A 25,088-nucleotide genomic window follows, 5' to 3' on the forward strand; every position below is an offset into this window, starting at 1 on the left:
TGACGCTGCCCTCGTGATCGACCGCGCGGGCAGGAGCGCCGGTCCTGCGACGGTCGATGTCGGCGACCGGTTGCCGCTCCATTCGACCGCCGTCGGCAAGGTGTTGCTCGCGTCCGCGCCGGACGAATTGCCCGCCCGGCTGGTGGCAGGCGGTCTGGGCGCGGCGACGCGATACACCGCGACGGTGCCGCAGGTGCTTGCAGCGGACCTCGGCCGGGTGCGGGACACGGGGATTGCGCGAGAGCGCGAGGAATACCGTTATGGGCGATACGGTGTCGCTCTGGGGGTGCCCGGACCGACGGGAAATATTTCAGCGGCTGTCGGGATCATCGGTGCCGGCGCAGTGGACGAAGGCGCCTGGGTGGGATTGCTGAAGGATGCCATCGCCACGGTGACGTACAGCATCATGCGGTAGGGCGTCGCGTCCGCCGCATCTTGGCAGAATGTCCTCATGACCGAGCGCAAACCGCTGGGAGTGAACTTCGAGAGTTGGGTCGAGAAGCAGATCCGGCTCGCGCAGGAGCGCGGCGACTTCGACAATCTTCCCGGATCAGGCAAGCCGATTCCCCACTCCGGCGATGTCGACGACGAATTGTGGTGGGTGAAGAATTATCTGCGGCGCGAGAATCTACCCACCGACGCACTGTTACCCACGCCCTTGCAGCTCCGCAAGGAGATCGAGCGACTGCCCGACACGGTCCGCGGTATGCCCACCGAGCAGAGCGTGCGAGACGTGGTGTCGCAGCTCAATCGGCAGATCGTCGACTGGATCAGGGCGCCGTCGGGCCCTCAGGTGCCGGTGAGTCCGGTCGATGCGGACGAGGTGGTGGAACGGTGGCGGGCGGATCGACGGCGGCCGGTGCGCCCGCGGCCGGCGACCACCGAACGCCCGGAATCGGCCGAGCTGCAGTCGGACGAGCCTCCCTCGTCGCCGCGCCGTCGCTGGTGGTACCGGACGCGCTGAGACAGCCGCGCCCTCACACCGTTCGGAAGTCCGCCGGCTCCATCGCGCGGGCAACGAGCAGACCCGCGAGCAGACCCCAGAACGCCGACCCGATGTTGACGAATTGAACGCCTGACACCGTCACCAGGAATGTTGCGAGCGAACCCAGGGTGAAGCGGTTCGCGAATGCCGCGACGAACGCGACCTGCAACGCTCTTACCATGGCCAGGCCGCCGAGGGTCGCGACGAACGCGACCGGCGTCGCCAGCATCAGTTGCACGAACAGTGGCGCGAACACGCCCACGACCATGGCGAGCAGCCCGCACACCATCGCGGCTGTGTACTGCCGGGTGCGTTGTCCCGATGCCACCAGGAGCGCGTTGGTCGGACCGGTCAGGCACGAGGAGGCCGCACCCACCACGGCGGCGGCAGCGGACCAGATTCCGCAGGCGACGGTGGCGACATTCATGGGCGGCGTGTGGCCTGCCGCCTTCAGCACCGCCGAACCCTGCCCGTTCTGGACGACGATCACGGTGATGGTCAGGGGAACGACCAGCTCGACGATCGCCTGCCAGGTGAACTGGGGTGCCTGCAGTGCGGGTGCCGCCAGCCAGCGCGTCGGCGCATGCGCGGGATCGAACCTGCCGGTGACCGCCACCATCGCGGCGCCTACCACCAGGGCGCCGAGGATGGGCGGGATTCGCCGGGCGAGGGCGGCGCGTGATCCGAGGACGAGAAAGATGACGACCATCGGAACGGCTACGGCGGCATCGGTTTCCAGCGCGTGAACGAGGTCGGTGCCGAATTTCAGGAAGACGCCGGCCACCATGGCCATGACGATCGGCATCGGCAGCATCCCCATCGCCTGGCGCACCCTGCCGGTGAGACCGAGTGTGAGGATGACGGCGGCGGTGACGAGGAATGCTCCGAGCACTTCCGGCCAGGTCAGGTGGGTGAGCGATCCGCCGACGATGATCGTGCCCGGAATCGTCCAGAAGAACGCGAGCGGCTGCCGATACAACCAGCTGGTGAGCACGGTCAGGGTGCCGTTCAGGAAGAAGACGCCGAAGATCCACGACGCCATCTCGCCGGACGAGAGGCCGCCCGCGGAACCGGCTGCCAGAATCACCGCGACCGGTCCCGTCGCGGAGAAGATCAATCCGATCAGTCCGTTCGCGGCATATGTCCCGCCGAGGTCGCGGATCACACGACTCGGGCCGGGGGGTGGCCACGGTGGGCGCTCGAAGCGAGGATCCCGGATCCGGGTGGCCGCGCTGCGTGCCGTTCCCTCGGTGGTGGTCAATACGAGGCCTTCCTACTCGGGCGACTCCGGCGCATCGGCGTGGTGTACGCATAGCGAACGGATGTATCGCATTGCGTACAACAGGTGTGGTGCGGATCATAGCGACGACGCGTGGAGTGGTCACGGCAGGGTCGTGAACAGGAAGGCAGGGGTGCTGCGTCAGAAACGCGCTTCCACGCGTGACACGGCGAAATCGAGAAGGTGCGGCAACATCGCGGGTGACGCAATGGACGGCAGGAGCAACGCCCACATCTCGGCCAGTCGCTCATGGAGGTCCGATCTGCCGCACAGTGCCTCCGACACCAACTGCATGCCGGTGAACGAGCTGACCAGATAACGCGCGAGCGCTGCCGTGTCAACATCCCGCCGTAGCTCGCCCGCAGCCATCGCCTCGTCGGCCAGGCGGACGAGGGTATCGATCCACTCGCGGTAGGGGTCGGTGGCAGCGTCATCGGAAGGTCCGAGTTCGAGTGAGAGGCGGACGCCCGCACGAACGATGGGCTCGGCGAGGAGTTGATGTGCCATCTCTCTGGCACACAACAGGATTGCCTCCATCGGTGACCGCGACGTGCTGAGCACCCGCTGGGCAGCCATCACCGCCAGCTCATGCTGTTTCCGGATGACGGCCCGGGCAAGAGCGTTCTTGGAATCGAAATGAAAATACAAGGCGCCCTTGGTGACATTGGCGTAGGCGAGGATCCCGCTCAGGCTGGCGCCGCCGTACCCGAGCTTCTCGAAGTTGAGTGCGGCACATTCGAGAACGTGACGGCGGGTGGCCCGTGCGCGCGCCTGTTGTGCCATTGCCTATGCCTCACACTCGCCTGTTCGCAGCCGCCATACGGGCTCAGTCAATCACGTTCACGGACGGTAGCCTCGGAACGACTGCGAGTGTTGGAGGAAATGTGAAGTCGAGAAACGGCTGGGGTGCCGAGCACATCGTGTACGTGGGAGCGACACTGGCGACGGTGATCGGCGCGGTGACGGGACGTCTGGCACTTCAGCAGGCCGCGAAGCCCCTGATCGCTCCGGCGCTTGCCGTACGCGTGCTGAGGCGCCGGGGTGACATCGACCCCGTGGACGCCGCGCTTCTGCTCGGGGGGCTCGCTGCCGCGACCGTCGGCGACGTGTTCATGATCGATCCGGACGACGACAGTCGACTGGTGCGCGGAGCGAGTTCCTTCGCGGTGATGCAGATCAGCTACTCGACCCTGCTGGCGAAGAACGGTGCCCGGCCCACCGCGGCGGCGCTCGTGCCCCGGCTGGCGGGCTGGTTGGCGGCGGCGGGACTGCTCCGCACGCGTGCCGCCGACGTCGCCGCGCCGCTCACCGTGTACGGGTCTCTGCTCGGTGCCACCTCGACACTGTCCGCTGATCCCGCGGTAGCCCCCGGCTCCGCGACCATTGCGAATATGTCTGTGCCGGGACGTGATCGGCGAAGCTGGCTCGGGGCGGGTGGCCTGCTGTTCACGGCCTCGGACGGTCTGATCGTGGTGCGCAAACTCTTCGTTCGAAGCGAGCCGGGCCGGGCGGTAGCCGAGGGGGCGATCCTCGCCAGTTATGCGGCGGCCCAGTTGTTGCTCGTCGAGGGAATGCTCGCACTCGGGGGCCGATCGGGCAGGAGTCGGGGCCGATCGAGCAGGAGTCGCTCCGGCGTCAGGGGCAGAGCATGATGTGGTCCCGGTCCTTCGGGTCCACCAGCACGGTGATGGTCTCGCCGGGTACGAAGCGAGGAGCGTCCTCGCGTCGCACTTCATAGATCACGCGTCCCGAGTAACTGCCCGACCCCGGCACGGTGAGGCTCAGGTCCAATTCGGCGAGTTCGCCGTTGTCGCCGGCGCGCTGGAGGGGCGTGACGTGTTCGATGCGGGCCCAGCCCTCGAGTCCGTGCCGGGCAAGTGCGCGGTCGGCGCGACTCGGTCGCTGCGCCGCCATCATCCCGAACCCCAATGCCGAGCCGAATGCCGCCAGCAGACCCGTCACCTGGTATGGAATCGTGGCCTCGGGGGTGTGCTCGATCAGCCATCCCAGCCAGACGGCGAGGACGACGAGATAGCCGGCCGTGATGAAACTGACGTTCCGGACGATGCGATGATGGTTCACGATGTTCTCCCCTGCACAGCGTAGTCCCGGTACACACCTCTCTCCGCAGGGTCGGCGAACCTGTCCGATCGCCGTCACACACCGCGGGCGAACCACCCGGCTGTTGCCGTTAGAGTGCAGTGTCGGCAGCAGGCGAGCGTATGGAGGTGGCCCTATGGTGGGGCGTCGGGTGTCGTTGGCGTGTCTGAGCATTGGCTCGGCGCCGATGCTTGCAGGGTGTGGAGGTTCCTCCGACGCGTCGGCTCCGGCAACGTCCACCACCACGGTTCCGCCCGTGACCACCACCACCACGACCACGGTGCCGCCCACGACCACGGTTCCGCCCGTGACCACCACGACGGCCACGGTGCCGACCACCACCACGCTCGTCGATGTGCCGTACGAGCACAACGAGTCGTACTTCTTCACTTCCCCGGACGGCGCGTTCCACTGCGGAATCATCAAGCTGCCGTCCCGTACCGAGGCGGGATGCCAGGGATCGACAACCCCGGTGCCCCCGCGACCGGCCGATTGCATGGTCGACTGGGGCCACGGCCTCCGCGTCGAGAACGAGGGTGAAGGCGCCTTCATGTGTGCCGGTGGCCTCATCTACACGTCCGGTAAGGACGAACCGGACCCGGCACTGCCCGCCGGGTCGGAACTGGTGGAGCTCGGATACACGTGTTCGTCGACAGCCACCGCGGTCACCTGCGTGAACAACGAGACGTCCCACGGATTCACCGTGGCTCCCGATTCGAACAAGACGTTCTGACGTCGTGACCGACCGCGAACCGGAATCCGAGTACGGCGGACTCGAAGTGACGGCGCTGGTGCCCAGCGAAACAGAGGGCCCCACCGAAACGCAGGGCCCCACCGAATGGGGTGAGAACCCCCACGGCGTCGGCCCGTGGGTGGACGAACACGACGAGCCCGTCCCGACGGACCCGCGCTACGACCCCGAATTGCTGGCGGCCGGCGACCGCCGCAATGTGGTCGACGCCTACCGCTACTGGACGCGTGAGGCAATCGTCGCGGATATCGACACCCGGCGCCACCCCCTGCACGTCGCGATCGAGAACTTCGGGCACGACGCCAACATCGGTACGGTGGTACGCACTGCGAACGCCTTCGCTGCCGAGGCGGTGCACATCGTGGGACGCCGGCGCTGGAACCGGCGCGGCGCAATGGTCACCGATCGCTACCAGCACATCGTGCATCACCCCGAGGTCGGGGATCTCGTGGAGTTCGCTCGTGAGAGAGGGCTCACAATCGTCGCCGTCGACAACACCCCCGGCTCGGTCCCGCTCGAGACGGCGAGTCTCCCGCGCGATTGCCTCCTCCTGTTCGGTCAGGAAGGTCCGGGAGTCACCGAGCAGGCGAAACAGGTTGCGGCCATGACCGTGTCGATCGCGCAGTTCGGCTCCACCCGCAGCATCAACGCCGGTGTCGCGGCCGGAATCGCCATGCACGCATGGATTCGGCAGCACGCGGATCTCGACCGTGCGTGGTAGCGGAACCCCCGGCGAGTAGGCAAGATCAACTTCATGCAGGACGAGTGGTCGGCACGTGCGGACGCCGCCGAGGATGCGGTCGTGAGTCGTCACCTTCGCCGGCTCTGGGCGCTCCCGGGCACCGCTCTCGGTGTCGTCGCGTGGCCTGCCGTGCGACGCGAACGACTGTTCTTCAGCTGGCACTACTGGTGGCAGGCGCACCTCCTGGACTGCGCGGTCGACGCACTCGAGAGGGATCCCACTCCCCGTCGCAGGCGCCGCATCATGAAGCTGGCGCGCGGTCACCGTCTGCGCAACCTGTCCGGATGGACCAACAACTACTACGACGACATGGCTTGGCTGGGCATCGCCCTCGAGCGGGCGCAGCGACTGCACTCCGTCGACCACCGCCGTGCAGTCCAGACTCTCGAATCGCAACTTCTCGACGCGTGGGCTCCCGAGGACGGCGGCGGCATCCCATGGCGGAAGGGATCGGACTTCTACAACGCCCCGGCCAATGGTCCGGCCGGGATCCTGCTGGCCCGCACCGGCAGGCTGTGGCGCGCCCAGGCCGTCGCCGACTGGATCGACGACACGCTGCGGAACCCGCACAGCAACCTCATCCTAGACGGCGTACATCGGGGTGGCGTGTACGAGCGGGCCATCTATTCCTACTGCCAGGGCGCCGTGCTCGGGCTCGAAACCGAACTGGCGGTACGCTTCGACGCGCCCCGGCACCGCCACCGGATTCATCGTCTGGTGGACGTCATCGACGAGCGCCTCACCACGAACGGGGTCATCAACGGCGGCGGTGGGGGAGACGGTGGCCTCTTCAACGGTATTCTCGCCCGGTACCTGGCCCTGACGGCTGTGATGCTCCCGTCGGAAAGCGCTGCCGATGTCCGGGCGCGCGAAATCGCCGCAGCTCTCGTACTGGCGTCGGCGGAAGCGGCGTGGGAAAACCGTCTGCTCATCGAGGGGCTACCACTGTTCGGCCACGACTGGAGCAGGCAGGCCCAGCTGCCGGTGCTCGGCAGGGGTATCGCGACGTTCACCGGAGGGACCGTGCGGTCGTCCGACGTCCCGGAGCGCGACCTGTCCGTCCAACTCGGGGGCTGGATGTTGATGGAGGCCGCTCACACGGTGTCGGCGGCGGGCTACCCGCACCCCTGACCGGGTGACCCGATGTCACACGGGTTCGTTCTGAGGAGACCGGTGCATCATCGGGCGGCGCTGAGGTGGGGCGGGGTGACAGCCCCTAGTCGAGCACTTCCTCGACGATGACTTCCTCGACCGGGCGCGCCATCTCCTGGCGGTAGTGCCAGATTCCGACCGCTGTCCCGATCAGCAGCAGACAGACCATCGCCGAGAGGACGGCAGGTAGGAGCCAGGGAACCTGCTGGAGGAAGGTGCCCCCATAGAAACCGAGGAGCAGGAGCACCGGCGCCCACAAGATGGCGCCGATACTGCTCGCCACCGTGTATTTGGTGTGGTTCATCTTCGCCGCGCCGGCGATGATCGGGCAGAGGGTGCGCACCCACGGAATCCACCGGGCGATGAGGACCGCCCAGAAGCCATGGCGCTCGAGGAGGAGATTGACGCGGTGGAGGTTCTGGTAATTGACGTACTTGCCGCCCCTGCGCGCGAGCACGTGGTTGCCGGTGCGATGTCCGATGGCGTATCCCACCTGGTTGCCGGCAATGGCGGCGATCATCGTCCCGACCGAGAGCGACCACACGTGGCCTGCCCCGGACGAGTGACCGGCCAGCACCATTCCCGCGGTGATGAGCATCGAGTCGCCGGGGAGGAACAGTCCGAGGATCACCGCGCATTCGATGAACACGAAGGTGAGGACGATGATCCACACCAGAGCCGGGCCGGCGGAGGCAAGAGGCCCGAAACTGTCCGATGCGGAGAAGACCATGGTCAGAGCGTCGCCTCGATCGTGATCAGGAGGTGGGGTCGGTGGGTGCTTCGACGGGAGCAGGCTCGGCTGCTTCGACGGAATCGGTCTTGCGGGCCCTGAGGAGGCGCTTGCCGACCTCGATGATGATCGGCAGCACCGAGACGAAGACGATCAGCAGGAAGATGATGTCGATGTTGTCGCGGATGAACTGAATCTGGCCCAGCAGGTAGCCCAGCATCGTGACGCCCGCACCCCACAGGATGCCACCCACGATGTTGTAGGTGAGGAACAGGGAGTACTTCATCCGGGACGCACCGGCGACGACGGGAGCGAAGGTCCGGACGATCGGAACGAACCGGGCCAGGATGATCGTGACCGGACCGTACTTCTCGAAGAACGCGTGCGACTCGTCGATGTACTGCTTCTTGAAGAAGCGGGCGTCGTAACTGTTGAACAGGGCCGTTCCGCCCTTGGCGCCGATGAGGAAGCCCACCTGGTCGCCGAGGATCGCGGCGATCGGTATCAGTACCAGCAGGGCCCAGAGGGGTGCGAACGGTTCGATCTCGGTGGACTTCGATGCAGCGATGAGACCCGCGGTGAAGAGGAGTGAATCGCCGGGAAGCAGCGGAAACAGCAATCCGGACTCGATGAAGACCACGACGAGTAGTCCCACCAGCACCCAGGCGCCGAACGAGTTGAGAAGATTTACCGGGTCGAGAAATCCCGGCATCAACGCAAGGTTGGTCACGGATTCCGACGCTGCCTGCACAATCACGGCCCTCAGCGTACCGGCGTATGCGCGCCGTGTCGGAATGCTGCTGGTCACCGTGTTTCGGGTGCGCTCTCGGCATACCGAAAACAGGGTTCGGGGCCGGGCACCGGGAGACTTACGGCTGCAGTATTGCCATACTGCTAGGACACATCGCGCGCCGTGCTGATCGCGCGCGTCGAAATCGACTCGTTTATGGAGGACTGCCGCCGTGCCAATCGCGACTCCCGAGGTCTACGCCGAGATGCTTGGTCGAGCCAAGGAGCACTCCTTTGCCTTCCCGGCCATCAACTGCACCTCTTCCGAAACCATCAACGCCGCCATCAAGGGCTTCGCGGACGCAGGCAGTGACGGCATCATCCAGTTCTCGACCGGTGGCGCCGAGTTCGGTTCGGGCCTGGGCGTCAAGGACATGGTGACGGGCGCGGTCGCGCTCGCCGAGTTCGCTCACGTCATCGCCGCCAAGTACGACGTCACGATCGCACTCCACACCGATCACTGCCCGAAGGACAAGCTGGACGGCTTCGTGCGTCCGCTGCTCGAGATCTCGCAGCAGCGCGTGAACGCCGGCCGCAACCCGCTGTTCCAGTCGCACATGTGGGACGGTTCCGCAGTCCCGATCGACGAGAACCTCGAGATCGCGAAGGAACTCCTCGTCCTGTCGAAGGCCGCCAGAATCATTCTCGAGGTCGAGATCGGTGTCGTCGGTGGTGAGGAGGACGGCGTCGAGGCCGAGATCAACGACAAGCTGTACACCAGCCCGGAGGATTTCGAGAAGACCGTCGACGCACTGGGCACCGGCGAGAACGGCAAGTACCTGCTCGCTGCGACGTTCGGCAATGTCCACGGTGTCTACAAGCCTGGCAACGTCAAGCTGCGCCCCGAGATTCTGGAGACCGGTCAGAAGGTCGCCACCGCCAAGCTGGGTCTGCGGGAGGGTGCGAAGCCGTTCGATTTCGTCTTCCACGGCGGATCGGGCTCGCTGAAGTCGGAGATCGAGGATGCGCTGAACTTCGGTGTCGTGAAGATGAACGTCGACACCGATACCCAGTACGCGTTCACCCGGCCCATCGTCGGCCATATGTTCACCAACTACGACGGTGTGCTGAAGATCGACGGTGAGGTGGGTAACAAGAAGTTCTACGACCCGCGCAGCTACCTCAAGAAGGCTGAAGCCGGCATGACCGCCCGCGTCATCGAGGCCTGCAACGACCTCAAGTCCGCAGGGCGTTCCGTTTCCGGATAGTCCTTCGTGCTCGAACGCCCTCCCGGGGGGCTACCGCCACCCGGGAGGGCGCCCGGTTGTTCAACGGGGGTCGCAGATCTTCCAGGTGCCGTCGACCTTCTCGAGGTTGAACGTGCGCCACGACTGCTCGCCGGGGTTGGCCGCGGTGTGCGCCTTCACCTGGGCGATGGCGGTTTCACCGGTGATCTGGACCGCGTCGACCCCACCGACCACGGGCACGTTCTGCTGCGTGACCGCCATCCGGTGCACATCGGCGAATTCCCGATCGGGAATGCCCTGGTAGTAGTCCGCGAGGGCGCCGCACGTGCTGGCGCGCAGTGTTGCGAGATCACCCTGGGTGAGGGCCGCGACGAAGGTGTCGATTGTTTCCTGTACCTGGGCTTCGGCCGAGTTCTCGCCGTTGTTGTTGTAGACGACCACCCCGGCAACGGCGATGGCCGCGATCACGAGCACACCGGCCGCGATGGCAGCGAACAGCCACGCCCGTCCGCGCTTCTTCTCCCCGACCTTTTTCGGCGCAGCGGCGGCGGGCGCAATACGCTGCGGTTCGTTTTGCTTCGGCGGCAGGATCCGCTGAGGAGCAGCTTTCGGTGGGGGACCGGCCGGACGCGGGGGAGCCGGTTGCGGATTAGGGGCCGGTTGCGGATTAGGGGGCCGCGACGCCGCGGGCTGGTCTGCGGCAGGCCGAGGCGGCGGCGGAGCGGCAGGAACCGAAGGCTTCGAGACCGGGATCGCCACGGTCTTCGTGTCGGACGGCTGCTTCTGCTCGTCCTGGGCCTGCTGGGGAGTGCGGCGCATCTTCACGGTCGCTGCCTCGGTCGCCGGCGCCGCTGCCCTCTGCGCGGGAATGGCCTTGGTGACCGCGTCGGCGCCGTCACTTTCCCCGGGGCCGCTTTTCCCGGGCCCGGCTTTCTCGGGCAACGGCTCTGCTGCCGGTGTGGACGTAGCCGGTTTCTGAGTCGAATCGTCTTTCTTCGGGTCCTGCACGCGCTGCCCCTCGGTCTGCAGAGAAATGAAACGTCAGTGGCAGCCTAACGACATCGAATCCTTGTAGGGCGGCGCAGTGGAGAACCGGTGACGGGGGCACAATGGGCGCATGACGTCTTTCGGTGACCTTCTCGGACCGCAGCCCACGCTTCTCCCCGGGGACGACGAGGCCGAGTCGGCCCTGTTGAACCATGAGGATCCCGCTTCGGTGGCGGCCGCTCACCCCACCGCGTCGATCGCATGGGCGTATCTGGCCGAGGCCGCCCTGACGGCGGGCGAGACCATCACCGCCTACGCGTACGCGCGAACCGGATATCACCGGGGTCTGGACCAGTTGCGACGCAACGGCTGGAAGGGTTTCGGCCCCGTTCCCTACAGCCACGAGCCCAACCGCGGATTCCTCCGCTGCGTTGCAGTGCTGGCCAAGGCCGCGAAGGAGATCGGTGAGTCGGACGAGTACGCACGGTGCCTCGATCTTCTCGAGGACAGTGATCCCCGGGCTGCCGAAGCGCTTGGCCTCGGCTGACGCCCTCACCGCTGCAAAGGTTCGGGGTCGTGTCGGTGTTCGGGCGTCACTACAACGACTGAGAGTCTCCGCCCTCCCGATACTGCAGTGCGCGCTCGCCGCCGGCTGCGCCTGGTGGGTCGCGACGGTGGTCGTCGGTCACGTCACGCCGTTCTTCGCGCCGATTGCGGCGGTGGTCTCGCTCGGACTGTCACTCGGCGCTCGATTGCGTCGATCCGTCGAGTTGGTGTGCGGCGTCACCATCGGCATCGGTGTCGGCGATCTCATCGTGTCGGTCATCGGCAGCGGTGCCTGGCAGATCGCGCTCGTGGTGGTGCTGGCCATGTCGGCCGCGGTCTTGATCAACAGCGGTCCGATCTTCTCGATGCAGGCGGGGAACTCCGCCGTACTCGTCGCGACTCTCCTGCCGCCGGGCGACAATGCCGGCATCCATCGGATGGTCGACGCCCTCGTCGGCGGGCTGGTGGGTATCGCAGTGGTGGCGTTGATCCCCACACACCCGGTGGGACGTGCGAGGAGAGTGGCGGCCAACATCCTCGGAACGGGCGGCGAGGTGCTGCAGTTGGTGGCAGACGGACTGATCGCCAACGACGACAAACCGATCGAAGAGGCGCTGCGCAAGGCCCGCGCCACCCAGACGTCCATCGACGCAATGCGGACGCAACTGGCCGGTGGCAGGGAGATCAGCCGCATCTCACCGCTGTACTGGAACACCCGCGGACGTCTTCAGCGGCTGGCGGACGCTGCGGACCCCATCGATAACGCGATGCGAAACATCCGGGTGATCGCCCGGCGATCCCTCACCCTGGTACGTGACGACGAGATCCTGAATCCTCTCCTCGTCGATCAGATCGAGAAGCTGGCTCAGGCCATCGACGTCCTGCGTCGCATGGTTCTCGCCGACCCCGGTCAGCAGCCGGACCAGGTCGAAGCGGCACGGGTGCTGCGTTCCGTGGCGACGGGGCTCGATCCGGACATGCTGGCGAACGCGGGACTGTCGGCCACCGTCGTCTTCGCGCAGGTTCGTTCGCTGACGGTCGATCTTCTTCAGGTGGTCGGGTTGAGCCGCATCTCGGCCATTGCGACGCTGCCGCCCACGGTCGAGAAGCCCGCATACCCGCCGGAAATCTGATCCTGGTCGGGATCCCTCACAGGCGGCCGAGCGGTTGATCATATGCGTAGGTATGCATATGATCGGCAGAACTCGGGAGGAGCGCACATATGGGTGTGGGGCACGGTCATTCGCACGGTCATGCCGGTGGTGAGGTCGGCCCGTCGAAGGGCCGCATCCGGCGGATGACGATCGCCCTCGGGATTCTCCTCGCATTCCTGGTTCTCGAAGCGGGTGTCGGTCTCGCCGTCAACTCGTTGGCGCTGCTTGCAGATGCCGGGCACATGCTGACCGACGTCGTCGGTATGTCGATGGGACTGACGGCGCTTCTGCTCGCCCGCAAGGGCAGCGCCACCGCCGCGCGGACCTTCGGCTGGCACCGTGCGGAGGTGCTCACGGCGGGGGCGAACGCCGCGATGCTGTTCGCCGTGGCCGTGTGGGTGTTCTACGAGGCGATCACGAGGATCGGGGACGCACCCGAAATACCCGGCCTCGCTCTCATCCTCACCGCCGGAGCCGGACTGGTTGCCAACCTTGTCGTCATGCTGATGCTGCGCGCGGACTCGAAGGACAGCCTGGCGGTGCGGGGCGCGTACCTGGAAGTGCTCGCCGACGCGGTCGGCAGCGTGGGAGTTCTCATCGCGGGTGCTCTCGTGCTCGCCTTCAACTGGGTCTACGCCGATATCGTCGTCGGTGTCCTGATCTCGCTCTGGGTGGTGCCCCGCGCCGCGAAACTCGCGGCCGCGTCCCTCCGGATCCTGACTCAGGCGTCGCCCGCCGATGTGGACGTCCGGACGGTGGGGGCTGACCTGGCTGCGTTGCCCGGTGTCACCGGCGTGCACGACCTCCACATCTGGACCCTCACCACCGGAATGGACGTGGCCACCGTCCACCTCACCACCGATGCCGATTCGGCCGTGGTCCTCGAGTCCGCACGCACCGTGCTCGAAAGTCACCAGCTCTCTCACGCCACGGTGCAGGTGGAGTCGACGGCGAACGGACAGCATTGCGCCAAGAACGTCACCTGGTGACAGGGTCCGTCGTTTCCTTCCGATAGCTCCGACGGCGTTGTGGGTACCCGCGTGTCACAACTGCAGGTACCGGGGATCTCTCACACGACGGAGGAATGCCATGTCCACGCTCGGAGTTTTCGTCAAGCCCATCGCTGCCGCAGTCGGTGCGGCCGCACTTCTCGCCGCACCGGCTGTCGGGTCCGCCGCACCGTTCACACCGGATCCGATGGCGAACTGCGAGCCAGGGGCCTTGGAGGTGGAGAAGACCGGCGACGAGGTCTCCTGGGAATTCGAGGTCGAGGACAATCCTGACGCGACGATCGACACCCAGGTGTCCTACCTCAACCTCGGTCAGGCAGGCCCGACTGTCGGCATGTCAGGGCCGCTGCTGCCCCGTGAACCAGGGGAAGGCCAGGCCGCGCAGAAGGACCTGCCCGGATTCACCGCTCACCTCGTCCCGGGCGGCACGTACGACCCGGACGGAACCGAGGGCACCGCGGCGACCTGCACCCTCGGCTTCGGATTCGCCGTCACGCAGTGAGCTTCATACGGTGACCGTCATTTGGTGAACCGGGTGACGCCCTTGCCCGGTCGCCACAGATCGAGGTACAGGTGATCGCCGTCGAAGGTGGTGAGGACGACTTCGTCGACGTCGAGTTCGAAGACGTCGGCTTCGGCGATCTCGTCCGGATAGTGGTCGACGATCCGTTGCTTACGTTCCCCGGCGATCTCGTGGGCGCGACCGCTGATCTTCGCGTCGCCACCCTCCATGGTGTGATGCCCGGGATTGCTGTGCAATGCGTACCGCGGATCCCGGCGCAGGTCCAGCACTTTCCGGGCGCCGACCATCGAGCCGAGCAGCAGGGTGCCGTCGTGGAACTCCACTTCGGTGCCGCTGACCCGCGGTGAACCGCCCTTCCGGAGTGTCGCCAGCACATGATGCTTGTGGGCCTCGAAGCGTGCGGCGACGGCCTTGGCGAGGTCGGGTGCTTCTGATTCGAATTGTGTCCACTTGGTCATGACTGTCAGTGTGCGCGGGCATCACTGACACGTGTTGTCAGCAATTTTTTCCTAGACTCCGGATATGCGTTCGAGCCGGCTGGTCGAAGTCATGCTGCGGTTGGAGGGCAGTCGCGGCGTCACGGCTCGGCAACTCGCCGACGAACTGGGTGTCTCGGTGCGGACGGTGTACCGCGATGTGTCGGCGCTGTCCGGGGCGGGTGTCCCGATGTGGACGGAGAGCGGCCCGGGTGGCGGCATCCGGCTACTCGCCGGGTGGCAGTCGAAGCTTGCCTACATGACGGGCCAGGAGACGTCGGCGCTGATGCTGCTGGGTGTGCCGGCGATTGCCGACGACCTGGGTCTTCGGGACGTGGCCGACGCCGCGCGGTCGAAGCTGTTGGGGGCGTTGCCGATTCCGTTACGCGCGGGGGCGCAGTTGTGGCGCGACCGTCTCTACGTCGACGCCCCCGGCTGGTTCACCGCACCGCACGACAACGGCCACCTCGCCGAGCTGGCGTCCGCGGTGTTCGGCGGGCGCCGTCTGCAGATTCGCTACCGCAAGGGAAGTCGCGCAGCCTCGAGAACCCTCGACCCGCTGGGGCTGGTGGCCAAGGCGGGCGTCTGGTATCTCGTTGCGCAGCATCGAGGCAGGACATTGTCGTACCGGGTGTCGAAGATCGCCGAAGCAACGGTTCTCGCTGCGCCCGCGGTGCGTCCGGACGCCTTCGACCTGGGGGAGTGGTGGACCACCTCGGCGGCCGAGTTCGACCGAGCGCTGCTGCGGTTCCCGTGCCGGGTGCGGCTGTCTCCGTGGGCGTGGCGCCAGCTGCCGCAACGGATCGGAGTTGAGGCCGCCCGCGTGGATCCCGGGCCGCCGGACGAGGAGGGCTGGGTCACTGTGGACCTGCTACTCGAAGCGGAGGACGTGGCGCTCGATCAGCTGGCGGCGGCGGGTGCCGGCATCGAGGTGCTCGAGCCGGAATCGTTACGGACCGCACTCCGCGGCGTCGGGGAAGCGATGATGCGCCGGAACGGTTGAGACTCAGACCTCCTGTCGACGAGCCATCGCCCTGACCAGCGGGGCTGCGGGGAGGGAGGCGAACAGTCTGGCCTCCTCCCACGGGGTCGAGTCCTCGTCCAGGAATCGCAGGATCGGTTCGGCGGAGGCTCGATCGAACAGCCCCGCGAAGGCACGCTCGAGCACGCTCGGCTCGTCTACGACCGCCCGGAGTAACGCCCTGTCGTAGTGGGCGAAACGGGCCGGCGGCGTCGGCACATCGTACGGGTGACCGTGCCGGACGAAGGACCGCGCAATCGCCGCGCTGTCGCGCTGGATCCGCTGGAACGCATACCCGGTACTCGCCTTGAGCAGGCCGCCGGCCGAACCGATCGTCATGATCCGGCCGTCCCGGCGGGTGGGAGCCCTCGAGGACGACAACGGCAATCTCGCGGATTCCACGGTCTCGATCACGCGGGAGCCCTCGTCGATACCGAGCACGGTGGAGAGGTATTCGCCGAGCGCCTCATCGTGTGCGTCGTCGCCCGTGGGGGGTGCGGCCGGGTGGGCGAACGATGTGTGTTCGACGAGTGCACGGTGGGCGGTGGTGGGCAGCACATACACGAAGGAGGCCGCCCGGTCCTGGGCGGTCCGGAAGTCGAACAGCGTGGGGATCTCGGTTCCGAAATGTGGTAACTCCGTGCGCACCCGCCATCCGCGGAAATCCAGCCAGGCATCGGGCGCGGCGTCGGTCCGTTCCACGCCCCGTGCATCGAAAACCCAGTCGGGGCGCAGTTCGCTTCCGTCGGCGAGCACCACCCGAGGACGCGTGGGGTCCTCCACTGCCACCACATGACCGGTACGAAAGCTGATGTCGCCTGCGGCCTCGGTGTGGTCGTGGACGAGTGCAGCGAGGTCGGCGCCGCGTACGGTGCGGTACCGAAACCCGCCGAGTGCGAGTGTTCGGGCCCGGCCCCCCGCATGGACTCGGAGACGGTCGAACTGTTCGCCCGCTGCGGTGTCGAGCAGACCGGGACGGCGTGACCACGACGCCCAGGCTGCGGTACGGATGTCCCGCGAGCCGTCGTCGACCAGCACGATCGGGCCGGGACGCGCGGAGATCTGCGCAAGGTGCGCGGCGAGGGTCAGTCCGCTCAGACCCGCGCCGAGAATGGCAATGCCGCCATCCGCTGCCTCCGTCACGATTGCGCGTGTGCCGGTTCGAGGTTCATGATTGCCGGTCCTCCCCTGTCGGTTGTGTCCTCCCATTCGACCACTTTCGCGGCCCCGGCGCCGCGTGACGTTCGTGACGTGCTGAGGTTCACGCGCGCTCAACCGCGCCTACACCTCTCATGATTCATCACTTTCCGAGGTGATCAGGACGTGAGAATGCGGCGGACCTGGCGGGCCTGGCCCACCAGGTGACCGGAGGAGGTGAACAGTTCGGATTCGTCGACACACAGGTCGCCGGTGGCCCAGACCGTCCGGTTCCGGAGGTGGTGCCAGTCGGTGCGTGATGTGCTCACGGGGGAGAAATGGGCGGTGAACTCGACCGTCGGGATGGGAACCGGCGTGGTGAACGTCGCAAACAATCCCGGCGGCAGTGCGTCGAGCAAGACGGCCGCACGTTCCGCCGTGGTGAACGCGATGGGAGTGACCAGGCGGATCCAGACCTCGAACTCCGGCACGTCGCCGCCCGCGAAGGGGCGCGCCACGTTGACCGGCCGGATGTCGAGATACTGAGAGAAGGGGACGAAGTCGACCGGAATCTCCAGTGGCGAAAGACTTTCGGGATCGACATTGTCGAAGTCGCGCGGAACCGGGGGCCAAGTTGTGAGCCCCGGCGTGCGGGTGAGCCGCACCATGCCGTTGGCGGAGTCGCCCATCGCGGTGCGGACGCTGGGGGTTCGTCCGCCGTGCTCGACATCGACCCGGACGTCGACAGGTCCCGGCTGGACCGGCCTCGTGAAGTGGGCGGACGCCGACACCGGGACGGCTCCGGACTCGGCCGTGGCGGCGTGCACCATCGAGGCTACGACGAGACCGCCGTGCACACCTCCGAAACCCCTCCAGGTGGAGTCGAATTCGTGGGGAAACGCATCGGTGATCGCGGGCATCATGACAGGACCTCGGCTTTCTCTGAGGGGGTGCGGGAAGTCATTCCGAATGCGGTGGCTGCTGCGGCGACGGCGACCGCTGCCACCAGCCACCAGGCGGAGCGGAACGCCGCGTGGGTGGCGCCATGGTCGACGGACGTGCCGAGGACCGCAACGAGGACACTCACGCCCAGGACGGTGCCGATCTGCCGGGTCATGTTGATGACGGCGCTGCCGGTGGCCGACCGGGACGGCGGTAGTCCGGCGGTGGCGGACGACAAGATGGTGGGCAGTGCCAGGCCCACTCCCACTCCGGCGATCAGCCAACCGGGCAGCAGGTGCGACGCGTAGTGCGGTTCGGGTCCGACCGACACCAGCACGAGCACGGCGCCCACGGCCCATAGCGCGCTGCCCGCTGCGGTGAGGGCGCCGGCGGATACCCGCTGCGCCAGACGCTGGCCGACGACGGCGAACACGGGCACCATCAACGGTCCCGGGGCGATGGCCAGACCGGTGCGGAGCGCCGAGTATCCCCAGACCTGTTGCAGCCAGAGGATGTTCGCGAGCAGCCCGGCGGCGAATGCGGCGCTGAAGGCGAGGGCGGTCACGTTGGACCAGGCGAAGGTACGCACCCGCAGCAGGGCGGGTTCGAGGAGAGGCGCGCGGTGGCGGCTGTTGCTCCGCCAGAAGAGCGCGAGGGAGACGAGAGCGACGATGAACGCGACGGCGATTCTCGCGTCCGTCCATCCCCAGTCCGGTCCCTGAACCAGACCGAGCGACAGGGCACCGATGCCCAGGGTCAGTAGTGCGGCACCGAGCAGGTCGAGTTCGGTGTCGGTGACGGCGGGGCGTGATTCGGGCACGACCCGGACCGTCGCGATCAGCAGTGCGACACCGACCGGGATATTGATCAGGAAGACCCATCGCCACGACGCCTCGACGAGAAGCCCGCCGACTACCGGTCCGAGCGCTGCCGCGGCCGCACCGGCCGCAGCCCAGATACGCACGGCACCGGCTCGTTTCGCCTCGGCGACGGTGCTGATCAGCAGCCCGAGCCCGGAGGGTGTGAGGGCGGCGGCACCGATGGCCTGCACGAGCCGGAAGGCGACGAGTAGCCACAGCGACGGGCTCAGGGCGCACGCTGCGCTCGCGGCGGTGAACAGTGCGAGTCCGAGGAGGAATCCACGGCGGCGGCCGACGCGGTCGGCCCAGCGTCCGAGCGGGACGAGGAGGGCTGCGAACACGATCGCGTAGCCGTTCAGCACCCAGCTGAGGTCGCCGAGGCTGTAACCGGGGTAACTGGCGCCGATGTCCCCGAAGGCGACGTTGACGACGAAGAGGTCGAGGCTCGCGACGAACGCTGCGCCGGAGAGGACGGTGAGGAGCGGGCCGAGCCGCACCTCCTCACTCACCTGACTATTGAGGTACATAGTCAGACACTCTACATCTGACTATGGGGTTAGCAAGTCAGCATTCGATGCCGGGGGGTTGTCCCGGCTCTCCCGGGCCTTTGACGTCTGGCTATGGTGAGGAAAAGTTAGGTAGCCTGGGGATATGGATGCGGCACGACTGGACGGATTTCTCGCGGATCGTGATGCCTGGCAGGCAACGCACTGCTCCATCGCAAGGGCGATGGAGGTGGTGGGTACACGCTCGGCCATGCTCATCCTGCGGGAGGCGTACTACGGCACCACGCGTTTCGACGACTTCGCTCGGCGCGTCGGGATCACCGAGGCCGTAGCGGCATCACGGTTGCGTGAACTCACCGCCGAGGGACTGTTCGAGCGCTCGCCGTACAAGGTGCCCGGCCAGCGGACCCGCTACGAATACCTGCTCACCGAGAAGGGTCGCGATCTCCTGCCCGCGGTGCTGGCGCTCATGCAATGGGGCGACAAGTACCTGCAGGGCGAGCGCGGGGGACCCATCGGACTTCGCGACGACACCACCGGCGAACCCGTCCGGGTGGAGGTGCGCAGTCCCGATCGCGAGGTTCCGCTCACCGAACTGCGGTTGACTCCCAACTTCACGGCGGAAGAAGCCCGCCGCATTCGGCGCTAAAGCCAGAAACGCATCAGGTAGTTGCCGTACTGCGCGAAGATCCCTGGTACTCCCGACAGTTCGAACAGCGCATAGATGGCGTCGAAGAACACCACGTTGACGGACGGCACGAACAGCAGGGCCACGAGAATCAGCAGTCCGTACGGCTTGTACTGCTCGATCGACCGCCGGGTGCGCGACGGTAGAAACGGTTCGAGGGCCGCGTAGCCGTCGAGGCCCGGAACGGGAAGAAGGTTGAGGACGGTCGCCATCACCTGCAGGAACGCAAGGAAGCTGAGGCCCCACCAGAACACCTGATGCTCGCCGCCCAGGCCGAACCAGCGGATGACGACGAGCAGCACCACCGCAGATACCAGGTTCACGGCAGGGCCGGCGAGCGAAACCCGGGCTTGAACTTTCGGTGAGAACAGTCCCGTGCGCAGATACACAGCGCCGCCCGGCAATCCGATACCACCCAGCGCGATGAACAACACCGGCAGACCGATCGACAGCAGGGGATGGCTGTACTTCAACGGATCGAGCGTGAGGTAACCCCGCACCTCGACGTCGGTGTCGCCATGCCGCCAGGCGGTATAGGCGTGCGCGAACTCGTGGAGGCAGAGCGTCACCACCCACCCGGCGACCACCAACAGGAAGACACCTACGTGGCCGAGCACGGACTCCGGCTCGGCCCGCCATGCCAGCACCCCGCCCGTGACGGCGACGGCTGTCACGAGCAGGAAGACAGGACTGGGCCGGACCACGGTCGGCCGCACACCGGGACGGTTCATCGAACCAGCAGCCACTCTCGGTCGTGCCGGTAGAACGTCGAACGCTTCAGGTCACGAGGATTGAGGACACCGTCGCGGGTCAGGGCTGCGGCAGGCGATCCCAGCTGCACCGCGCGTCCCTCCACCCAGCGACGGGGGAGCCAGCGCCGGCGCGGTGGAACGGAGGCCCGCAGACCGGGCATGCGCGGGATCGGCCGGACCTGCATGCCGGGCGTGGCGCCGGAGAACAACCTTGTGTCGTCGACGTAGGTTTCACCGACCAGAGGCTCGCCGCCCGGGCCGGTGACGGAGGCGAGACCGACCAGCGCGATGCCTGCGTCGTCGCGAATGAGGGGGACGGGCTTGGCGATTCCCTTCAGGGCCGTGCGCGCGGCGCGGGCTCCGACGGCCAGGCTGTACGCATCGGTGGCGTCGGAATGGTGTTCGGTGACGTAGGCCAGCTCGATGTGCAGGCGATCGGTTCGCATCAGCCGGGTGAGGGTTGCGGCCAGGGCGGCATCGCTGCCCACCACGATGAGCCGAGGACTCTCGGCCACCTGCAGTTTGGAAAAGACCTCGTCGAAGTCGTCCTTGCCGGGGACCGCAGGTGCACTGGACGCCGAGACGGATCCCAGAGGAAGGGGAAGCGGCGCATCACCGCAAATGAGCACTACGGGGGTCAACGCCACTCCTCGCCCGGATCTCCCGCCGCGATTCCCGCAGCATTCCCTGTCGACCATCCTATGTCGGCCGGCGGACAACCCTTCGGAGGCCGCTCCAGAACGGCTCGGAAAGCCTGCTGTCGGAGCCCTCGGCTAGACTGTTCCCCCGGCCACTGCCTCGACGGCAGGACCACACAGTCGGACACGGCTGTACGTCGACCGTAGGAGACAACGTCATGCCGGCAATCGTCCTGATCGGCGCCCAGTGGGGCGACGAGGGCAAGGGCAAAGCTACCGATCTACTAGGCGGACGCCTGCAGTGGGTGGTCCGCTACCAGGGCGGTAACAACGCCGGCCACACCGTGGTTCTTCCGAACGGCGACAAGTTCGCTCTGCACCTCATCCCGTCGGGAATCCTCACGCCCGGCGTCATGAACGTGATCGGCAACGGGGTCGTGGTGGATCCGGGAGTGTTGCTCACCGAGCTCGCCGGTCTCGAGGAGCGGAATGTCGATACCAGCCGTCTGCTGCTCTCGGCCGATGCGCACCTGATCATGCCGTACCACGTGGCCATCGACAAGGTCACCGAACGCTTCCTCGGCGCCAAGAAGATCGGCACCACCGGCCGCGGTATCGGTCCCTGCTACCAGGACAAGCTCGCCCGCGTCGGCGTCCGCGTCCAGGACGTGCTCGACGAGAAGATCTTCACCCAGAAGGTCGAGGCCGCTCTCGAATTCAAGAACCAGGTGCTGGTCAAGATCTACAACCGTAAGGCTCTCGACCCCCAGCAGGTGGTGGACGAGGTCCTCGAGCAGGCAAGCGGTTTCAAGCACCGCATCGCGGACACCCGGCTCGAACTGAACCAGGCCCTCGAACGTGGCGAGACCATCCTCCTCGAGGGATCGCAGGGAACGCTTCTCGACGTCGACCACGGCACCTACCCGTACGTGACGTCGTCGAACCCGACGTCGGGTGGCGCGGCCGTGGGCTCGGGCATCGGGCCCACCCGGATCACCACGGTGCTGGGAATCCTCAAGGCCTACACCACCCGTGTCGGCTCCGGACCGTTCCCCACCGAACTCTTCGACCAGCACGGTGAATACCTCGCCAAGACCGGTGGCGAAGTGGGCGTCACCACCGGCCGCGCCCGTCGCACCGGCTGGTTCGACGCCGTGATCGCCCGCTACGCCACCCGTGTCAACGGCATCACCGACTACTTCCTCACCAAGCTCGACGTGCTCAGCAGTCTCGACACCATCCCGATCTGCGTCGCCTACGACGTCGACGGAGTGCGGCACGAAGAAATGCCCATGTCGCAGACCGACATTCACCACGCCAAGCCCATCTACGAAGAAATGCCGGGTTGGTGGGAAGACATTTCCCACTGCCGCACCTTCGAGGAGCTGCCGGTCGCCGCGCAGAACTACGTACAGCGGCTCGAGGAGCTGTCCGGTGCGTACATCTCCTGCATCGGCGTCGGCCCCGGTCGAGACGAGACCATCGTCCGCCGCGACGTGGTGCGCTGACCCGTCGTCCGGCGTTCCGCGCTTCCGTCGTCCCGCGTGTTTCGCCCAATGTGACACCGGTTCAGCTGGATTGAACCACTGTGACATTGGGCGACGGCGCGGTGGGGACACCTGCTGGCCCAATGTGACACCGGTGCAGTTGGATTGAACCACTGTGACATTGGGCGGCGGCGCGGTGGGGGTAACGGCGCGGGACGGACGGGACTGTGGTCAGAACAGGACCGGGTCGTCGAAACCGGGTGCGTGCTCGAGCGCCAGTAGTTCGCGTTTGGTGAGGACGCCGCGGCCGGCGGAGAAGCCGCCCACCCGGTTCCCTGCGGCGAGTACTCGATGGCAGGGGATCACGATGGGGAGCGGGTTTCGTCCGAGGGCCTGGCCGACGGCCTGGGCGGCGCCGGGTTTGCCGAGTTCGGCAGCCACGTCACCGTAGGTGAGCGTGGATCCGGGGTCGATGCTGCGGGCAACCTCGTAGACGTTGCAGTCGAACTCCGGTATGCCTTCGAAATCGAGGTCGATCCACCGGAGGTCGTCGAGGGCACCGCTGAGGTGGTCGCGGATTCCGTCGATCGCTCGCTGGACCGGGGCGGGCGGTGGATGCTCCACCGAGTCCGGAAAGCACTGCTCGATGCGCTGCCGGGTGGCCTCGGGGGAGGTCTCGGGCAGTTGCACGCCCACGATCCCGGCCGCGCGCCATGCGATGGCGCAGGTGCCGAAGGCGGTGTCGAACAGGGCGAGTCCCGTGGTCACCGCACCAGTATGCGCGTTACCTCCGACATTCGGTGGTCACTGCCGATCAGGCCAATCGCTGGAAACTGGACTGCTCGGCGGAACATCCTGGAAGATTCCGCCCAGCGGCGCGCCGAATCGGAACTGCACGAGCCGAAACAGTCCTTGACCATCTTCTTTCGGCCCATAACGGGCGATTGCCGCAGCCATCAGCACCATGCACACGAGGGCGATCACTGTTGTCATGACGCCGAGCTTGGTCGCAACCGGCTTGGAAACGAATAGCCAAGAGACTGATACTGGACTGCATGATGACTCGTGTACTCGGCGTGCGCTCACTCACCAGGGACCTCGGCAACTGGCAGGACGACACCACCCGTCGTTCGGCCGCCCGCCCCGCCTACCGGGCCCTCGCCGACGGCATCCGGTTGCTCGTTCACGACGGCCGGATACCGCTCGGAGTGGCTCTGCCGAGTGAGCGGGAACTGGCGTCGGTGCTGGGACTCAGCCGCACCACGATCACGTCGTCGTATGCGGTTCTGCGGGACGAAGGTTATCTGATCAGCCGTCAGGGTTCGCGCAGCACCGTCGCGCTGCCGGCCGGGGTGAAGCCGAGCGGACCGATGTTCCGGGCCCATCTGCCTGGCGCGGGAAGTTCGGTGATCGACCTGAGTTATGCGGCCATGGCGGCGCCGGCGGAAGCGGTGGAAGAGGCGTACTCCATTGCGCTGCAAGCGCTTCCGAAATTCCTTCCGACGCACGGCATGGAACCGGTGGGGATCGGCGCGCTTCGTGACGTGATCGCCGCCCGCTATCAGGCCCGAGGGCTCGCGACCACACCGGAACAGATCATGGTGACGTCGGGCGCGCAGCACGCGCTTCGACTGCTGCTGAACGTCCTGACGGCACCCGGCGAACGGGTGCTCGTGGACCATCCGACGTATCCCAACGCGCTCGAGGCGATCCGCCGGGTCGGCGCCCGACCTGTGCCGGTTCCCGTCCGTCCCGAGGGTGGCGCGTCGGGTGCCTGGGATCTCGACGGCATCCGCAGTGCGGCCCGGCAGACGGCCGCCCGGATGGCCTACCTGATCCCGGACTTCCACAACCCCACCGGGCTGTGCCTCGACGCACCCGGCCGGGCAGAGTTGGCGAGGATCGCCCGCGAGACGCGCATGACACTGGTAGTGGACGAGACGATGGTCGACCTGTGGCTGGACGAGCCGTCACCGGGCCCGGTCGCCGCGTACGGGCGTGGGGCGGCCAAATCGGAGGTGGTGACGATCGGTTCGACGGCCAAGTCGTTCTGGGGCGGGCTGCGTGTGGGATGGATCCGGGCAGACCCGTCGCTGATCACGCGTCTGGCGGGGGCGCGCGCCGCCGTCGACCTCGGTACACCTGTCATGGACCAGCTGGCCGCCGCTCACCTGCTCGCAGACGAAGAGCCGGTGCTCGGCCCGCGGCGCAGCTCGTTGCGGGAGCAGCGTGCGGTGATGCTCGAGTCCCTCGCTGCGCGGCTGCCCGACTGGAGTCCGACCATCGGTACGGGTGGTTTGTCGCTGTGGCTGCGGATGCCGGCGCCGGTGTCGACGGCGTTGGCGGCGACGTCACCGGGGTTCGGGGTTCTGCTCGCCGCCGGACCGCGATTCGGTGTGGAAGGCGCCTTCGAGCATTTCCTGCGACTGCCTTACGCACACACATCGGACGAACTGCGCCGCGGCGTCGACGCAGTGGCCGCCGCCTACAACACCCTGGCCGTCGATCCGGTGATGTCCGAACCTGGTCTCGTCGTCTGACGGGTGTCGCACCGAAGCACACGGATTTGCCGGAAACACACGCAATTGCGTCTGTTTCCGGCAAATCGATGTGCAAGCAGGTCGTTCTTACCGGACCGTGTCGATT

At 66.8% G+C, this 25,088-nt stretch carries 29 protein-coding genes; 15 read left to right on the top strand and 14 right to left on the bottom strand.

The features are described from left to right. Positions 1-415, top strand: a 415-nt coding sequence (locus tag WAW17_RS06500) for an IclR family transcriptional regulator domain-containing protein (RefSeq protein WP_422332182.1), incomplete at its 5' end; no start/stop codon positions are given. Between the two features lie 36 nt (positions 416-451). After that, a complete protein-coding gene (locus tag WAW17_RS06505) occupies positions 452-964 on the top strand; it encodes a DUF1992 domain-containing protein (RefSeq protein ID WP_422332183.1) in 513 nt (170 codons plus the stop codon). A 13-nt stretch (positions 965-977) separates the two neighbouring features. On the opposite strand, the gene WAW17_RS06510 is transcribed toward WAW17_RS06505, so the two are convergent. Together WAW17_RS06510 and WAW17_RS06515 are read right to left on the bottom strand one after the other, a co-directional pair. After that, entirely contained in the window at positions 978-2,246 is a 1,269-nt protein-coding gene (locus WAW17_RS06510; RefSeq protein ID WP_422332184.1) for a benzoate/H(+) symporter BenE family transporter, read from the bottom strand. Positions 2,247-2,405: 159 nt separating this feature from the next. After that, a complete protein-coding gene (locus tag WAW17_RS06515) occupies positions 2,406-3,047 on the bottom strand; it encodes a ScbR family autoregulator-binding transcription factor (RefSeq protein WP_422332185.1) in 642 nt (213 codons plus the stop codon). Positions 3,048-3,148: 101 nt separating this feature from the next. On the opposite strand from WAW17_RS06515, the gene WAW17_RS06520 reads away from it, so the two are divergent. Then, a complete protein-coding gene (locus WAW17_RS06520) occupies positions 3,149-3,916 on the top strand; it encodes a lysoplasmalogenase family protein (protein WP_422332186.1) in 768 nt (255 codons plus the stop codon). On the opposite strand, the gene WAW17_RS06525 is transcribed toward WAW17_RS06520, so the two are convergent. Further along, the gene (locus WAW17_RS06525) at positions 3,900-4,346 is read right to left on the bottom strand and encodes a hypothetical protein (RefSeq protein WP_422332187.1); all 447 of its coding nucleotides are present in this window, start codon (positions 4,344-4,346) and stop codon (positions 3,900-3,902) included. The two genes, WAW17_RS06520 and WAW17_RS06525, sit on opposite strands and share 17 nt — an antisense overlap. A gap of 154 nt (positions 4,347-4,500) precedes the next feature. Here WAW17_RS06525 and WAW17_RS06530 point away from each other — a divergent pair, with 154 nt between their 5' ends. Genes WAW17_RS06530 through WAW17_RS06540 form a run of 3 tightly spaced genes read left to right on the top strand, consistent with a single transcriptional unit; the run spans position 4,501 to position 6,988 of the window. Continuing rightward, positions 4,501-5,097 (top strand): DUF6636 domain-containing protein, encoded by a 597-nt coding sequence (locus tag WAW17_RS06530; RefSeq protein ID WP_422332188.1) that lies wholly within the window; start codon positions 4,501-4,503, stop codon positions 5,095-5,097. 55 nt (positions 5,098-5,152) lie between these two features. Continuing rightward, positions 5,153-5,836, top strand: a complete 684-nt coding sequence (locus WAW17_RS06535) for a TrmH family RNA methyltransferase (protein ID WP_422332207.1) — start codon at positions 5,153-5,155, stop codon at positions 5,834-5,836. A 33-nt stretch (positions 5,837-5,869) separates the two neighbouring features. Next, positions 5,870-6,988 carry a glycoside hydrolase family 76 protein gene (locus WAW17_RS06540; protein WP_422332189.1) on the top strand — a complete coding sequence of 373 codons (1,119 nt, stop codon included), beginning with the start codon at positions 5,870-5,872 and terminating at the stop codon, positions 6,986-6,988. Positions 6,989-7,073: 85 nt separating this feature from the next. Here WAW17_RS06540 and WAW17_RS06545 read toward each other — a convergent pair whose 3' ends face one another. Together WAW17_RS06545 and WAW17_RS06550 are read right to left on the bottom strand one after the other, a co-directional pair. Continuing rightward, positions 7,074-7,739: a DedA family protein gene (locus tag WAW17_RS06545; RefSeq protein WP_422332190.1), complete on the bottom strand. Its 666-nt coding sequence runs from the start codon at positions 7,737-7,739 to the stop codon at positions 7,074-7,076. Positions 7,740-7,764: 25 nt separating this feature from the next. Beyond that, on the bottom strand, positions 7,765-8,451 hold the full coding sequence (locus tag WAW17_RS06550; RefSeq protein WP_422332208.1) for a VTT domain-containing protein: 687 nt from the start codon (positions 8,449-8,451) through the stop codon (positions 7,765-7,767). Between the two features lie 250 nt (positions 8,452-8,701). Between WAW17_RS06550 and fbaA the strand changes: the two genes are divergently transcribed. After that, positions 8,702-9,736 (top strand): class II fructose-bisphosphate aldolase, encoded by a 1,035-nt coding sequence (gene fbaA, locus WAW17_RS06555; RefSeq protein ID WP_422332191.1) that lies wholly within the window; start codon positions 8,702-8,704, stop codon positions 9,734-9,736. Positions 9,737-9,796: 60 nt separating this feature from the next. On the opposite strand, the gene WAW17_RS06560 is transcribed toward fbaA, so the two are convergent. Further along, positions 9,797-10,723, bottom strand: a complete 927-nt coding sequence (locus WAW17_RS06560) for a transcriptional regulator (RefSeq protein ID WP_422332192.1) — start codon at positions 10,721-10,723, stop codon at positions 9,797-9,799. A 109-nt stretch (positions 10,724-10,832) separates the two neighbouring features. Between WAW17_RS06560 and WAW17_RS06565 the strand changes: the two genes are divergently transcribed. The 4 genes from WAW17_RS06565 (at position 10,833) to WAW17_RS06580 (ending at position 13,914) form a co-directional block, all read left to right on the top strand. Next, complete coding sequence (locus WAW17_RS06565) at positions 10,833-11,249, top strand: DUF3151 domain-containing protein (protein ID WP_422332193.1); 417 nt, start codon at positions 10,833-10,835, stop codon at positions 11,247-11,249. Between the two features lie 58 nt (positions 11,250-11,307). Then, positions 11,308-12,381 (top strand): FUSC family protein, encoded by a 1,074-nt coding sequence (locus WAW17_RS06570; protein ID WP_422332209.1) that lies wholly within the window; start codon positions 11,308-11,310, stop codon positions 12,379-12,381. Between the two features lie 89 nt (positions 12,382-12,470). Continuing rightward, the gene (locus tag WAW17_RS06575; RefSeq protein ID WP_422332194.1) at positions 12,471-13,391 is read left to right on the top strand and encodes a cation diffusion facilitator family transporter; all 921 of its coding nucleotides are present in this window, start codon (positions 12,471-12,473) and stop codon (positions 13,389-13,391) included. Between the two features lie 100 nt (positions 13,392-13,491). Then, positions 13,492-13,914, top strand: a complete 423-nt coding sequence (locus WAW17_RS06580) for a hypothetical protein (protein WP_422332195.1) — start codon at positions 13,492-13,494, stop codon at positions 13,912-13,914. A 17-nt stretch (positions 13,915-13,931) separates the two neighbouring features. Here WAW17_RS06580 and WAW17_RS06585 read toward each other — a convergent pair whose 3' ends face one another. Then, positions 13,932-14,393, bottom strand: coding sequence for a pyridoxamine 5'-phosphate oxidase family protein (locus WAW17_RS06585; protein ID WP_422332196.1), 462 nt, complete (start codon positions 14,391-14,393; stop codon positions 13,932-13,934). Between the two features lie 64 nt (positions 14,394-14,457). Here WAW17_RS06585 and WAW17_RS06590 point away from each other — a divergent pair, with 64 nt between their 5' ends. Continuing rightward, complete coding sequence (locus WAW17_RS06590) at positions 14,458-15,414, top strand: helix-turn-helix transcriptional regulator (RefSeq protein WP_422332197.1); 957 nt, start codon at positions 14,458-14,460, stop codon at positions 15,412-15,414. A gap of 3 nt (positions 15,415-15,417) precedes the next feature. Here WAW17_RS06590 and WAW17_RS06595 read toward each other — a convergent pair whose 3' ends face one another. From WAW17_RS06595 to WAW17_RS06605, 3 genes are all read right to left on the bottom strand, one after another. Then, positions 15,418-16,575 carry a lycopene cyclase family protein gene (locus WAW17_RS06595; protein WP_422332198.1) on the bottom strand — a complete coding sequence of 386 codons (1,158 nt, stop codon included), beginning with the start codon at positions 16,573-16,575 and terminating at the stop codon, positions 15,418-15,420. Positions 16,576-16,748: 173 nt separating this feature from the next. After that, complete coding sequence (locus WAW17_RS06600) at positions 16,749-17,492, bottom strand: acyl-CoA thioesterase (protein ID WP_422332199.1); 744 nt, start codon at positions 17,490-17,492, stop codon at positions 16,749-16,751. Beyond that, positions 17,489-18,898, bottom strand: a complete 1,410-nt coding sequence (locus WAW17_RS06605; RefSeq protein ID WP_422332200.1) for an MFS transporter — start codon at positions 18,896-18,898, stop codon at positions 17,489-17,491. Before WAW17_RS06605 ends, WAW17_RS06600 begins: the two co-directional genes overlap by 4 nt. A 124-nt stretch (positions 18,899-19,022) precedes the next feature. Here WAW17_RS06605 and WAW17_RS06610 point away from each other — a divergent pair, with 124 nt between their 5' ends. Beyond that, positions 19,023-19,526 carry a winged helix-turn-helix transcriptional regulator gene (locus tag WAW17_RS06610; protein WP_422332201.1) on the top strand — a complete coding sequence of 168 codons (504 nt, stop codon included), beginning with the start codon at positions 19,023-19,025 and terminating at the stop codon, positions 19,524-19,526. Here WAW17_RS06610 and WAW17_RS06615 read toward each other — a convergent pair. Then, positions 19,523-20,296, bottom strand: coding sequence for a site-2 protease family protein (locus WAW17_RS06615; RefSeq protein WP_422332202.1), 774 nt, complete (start codon positions 20,294-20,296; stop codon positions 19,523-19,525). The two genes, WAW17_RS06610 and WAW17_RS06615, sit on opposite strands and share 4 nt — an antisense overlap. Further along, complete coding sequence (locus WAW17_RS06620) at positions 20,293-20,946, bottom strand: hypothetical protein (RefSeq protein WP_422332210.1); 654 nt, start codon at positions 20,944-20,946, stop codon at positions 20,293-20,295. The genes WAW17_RS06615 and WAW17_RS06620 overlap by 4 nt, the downstream gene beginning before the upstream one ends. A 227-nt stretch (positions 20,947-21,173) precedes the next feature. On the opposite strand from WAW17_RS06620, the gene WAW17_RS06625 reads away from it, so the two are divergent. Next, positions 21,174-22,463: an adenylosuccinate synthase gene (locus tag WAW17_RS06625; protein ID WP_422332203.1), complete on the top strand. Its 1,290-nt coding sequence runs from the start codon at positions 21,174-21,176 to the stop codon at positions 22,461-22,463. Between the two features lie 210 nt (positions 22,464-22,673). Here the strand turns inward: WAW17_RS06625 and WAW17_RS06630 are convergent, their stop codons facing one another. Further along, positions 22,674-23,210 (bottom strand): methylated-DNA--[protein]-cysteine S-methyltransferase, encoded by a 537-nt coding sequence (locus WAW17_RS06630; protein WP_422332204.1) that lies wholly within the window; start codon positions 23,208-23,210, stop codon positions 22,674-22,676. 36 nt (positions 23,211-23,246) lie between these two features. Further along, positions 23,247-23,435 (bottom strand): hypothetical protein, encoded by a 189-nt coding sequence (locus tag WAW17_RS06635; protein ID WP_422332205.1) that lies wholly within the window; start codon positions 23,433-23,435, stop codon positions 23,247-23,249. A 62-nt stretch (positions 23,436-23,497) separates the two neighbouring features. Here WAW17_RS06635 and WAW17_RS06640 point away from each other — a divergent pair, with 62 nt between their 5' ends. Continuing rightward, the gene (locus WAW17_RS06640; RefSeq protein WP_422332206.1) at positions 23,498-24,982 is read left to right on the top strand and encodes a PLP-dependent aminotransferase family protein; all 1,485 of its coding nucleotides are present in this window, start codon (positions 23,498-23,500) and stop codon (positions 24,980-24,982) included. Positions 24,983-25,088 lie beyond the last annotated feature (106 nt).

The sequence above is a fragment of the Rhodococcus sp. (in: high G+C Gram-positive bacteria) genome, assembly GCF_049286785.1.
Taxonomy (GTDB): domain Bacteria; phylum Actinomycetota; class Actinomycetes; order Mycobacteriales; family Mycobacteriaceae; genus Rhodococcus_F.

What these genes read in the sequence shown, in the direction of transcription:
- WAW17_RS06625 (WP_422332203.1), top strand. Translation starts at nt 21,174, where the DNA reads ATGCCGGCAATCGTCCTGATCGGCGCCCAGTGGGGCGACGAGGGCAAG.
- WAW17_RS06580 (WP_422332195.1), top strand. Translation starts at nt 13,492, where the DNA reads ATGTCCACGCTCGGAGTTTTCGTCAAGCCCATCGCTGCCGCAGTCGGT.
- WAW17_RS06615 (WP_422332202.1), bottom strand. Translation starts at nt 20,296, where the DNA reads ATGAACCGTCCCGGTGTGCGGCCGACCGTGGTCCGGCCCAGTCCTGTC.
- WAW17_RS06605 (WP_422332200.1), bottom strand. Translation starts at nt 18,898, where the DNA reads ATGTACCTCAATAGTCAGGTGAGTGAGGAGGTGCGGCTCGGCCCGCTC.
- WAW17_RS06515 (WP_422332185.1), bottom strand. Translation starts at nt 3,047, where the DNA reads ATGGCACAACAGGCGCGCGCACGGGCCACCCGCCGTCACGTTCTCGAA.
- WAW17_RS06640 (WP_422332206.1), top strand. Translation starts at nt 23,498, where the DNA reads ATGATGACTCGTGTACTCGGCGTGCGCTCACTCACCAGGGACCTCGGC.
- WAW17_RS06530 (WP_422332188.1), top strand. Translation starts at nt 4,501, where the DNA reads ATGGTGGGGCGTCGGGTGTCGTTGGCGTGTCTGAGCATTGGCTCGGCG.
- WAW17_RS06585 (WP_422332196.1), bottom strand. Translation starts at nt 14,393, where the DNA reads ATGACCAAGTGGACACAATTCGAATCAGAAGCACCCGACCTCGCCAAG.
- WAW17_RS06565 (WP_422332193.1), top strand. Translation starts at nt 10,833, where the DNA reads ATGACGTCTTTCGGTGACCTTCTCGGACCGCAGCCCACGCTTCTCCCC.
- WAW17_RS06545 (WP_422332190.1), bottom strand. Translation starts at nt 7,739, where the DNA reads ATGGTCTTCTCCGCATCGGACAGTTTCGGGCCTCTTGCCTCCGCCGGC.
- WAW17_RS06575 (WP_422332194.1), top strand. Translation starts at nt 12,471, where the DNA reads ATGGGTGTGGGGCACGGTCATTCGCACGGTCATGCCGGTGGTGAGGTC.
- WAW17_RS06600 (WP_422332199.1), bottom strand. Translation starts at nt 17,492, where the DNA reads ATGATGCCCGCGATCACCGATGCGTTTCCCCACGAATTCGACTCCACC.
- WAW17_RS06610 (WP_422332201.1), top strand. Translation starts at nt 19,023, where the DNA reads ATGGATGCGGCACGACTGGACGGATTTCTCGCGGATCGTGATGCCTGG.
- WAW17_RS06590 (WP_422332197.1), top strand. Translation starts at nt 14,458, where the DNA reads ATGCGTTCGAGCCGGCTGGTCGAAGTCATGCTGCGGTTGGAGGGCAGT.
- WAW17_RS06505 (WP_422332183.1), top strand. Translation starts at nt 452, where the DNA reads ATGACCGAGCGCAAACCGCTGGGAGTGAACTTCGAGAGTTGGGTCGAG.
- WAW17_RS06550 (WP_422332208.1), bottom strand. Translation starts at nt 8,451, where the DNA reads ATGCCGGGATTTCTCGACCCGGTAAATCTTCTCAACTCGTTCGGCGCC.
- WAW17_RS06540 (WP_422332189.1), top strand. Translation starts at nt 5,870, where the DNA reads ATGCAGGACGAGTGGTCGGCACGTGCGGACGCCGCCGAGGATGCGGTC.
- WAW17_RS06635 (WP_422332205.1), bottom strand. Translation starts at nt 23,435, where the DNA reads ATGACAACAGTGATCGCCCTCGTGTGCATGGTGCTGATGGCTGCGGCA.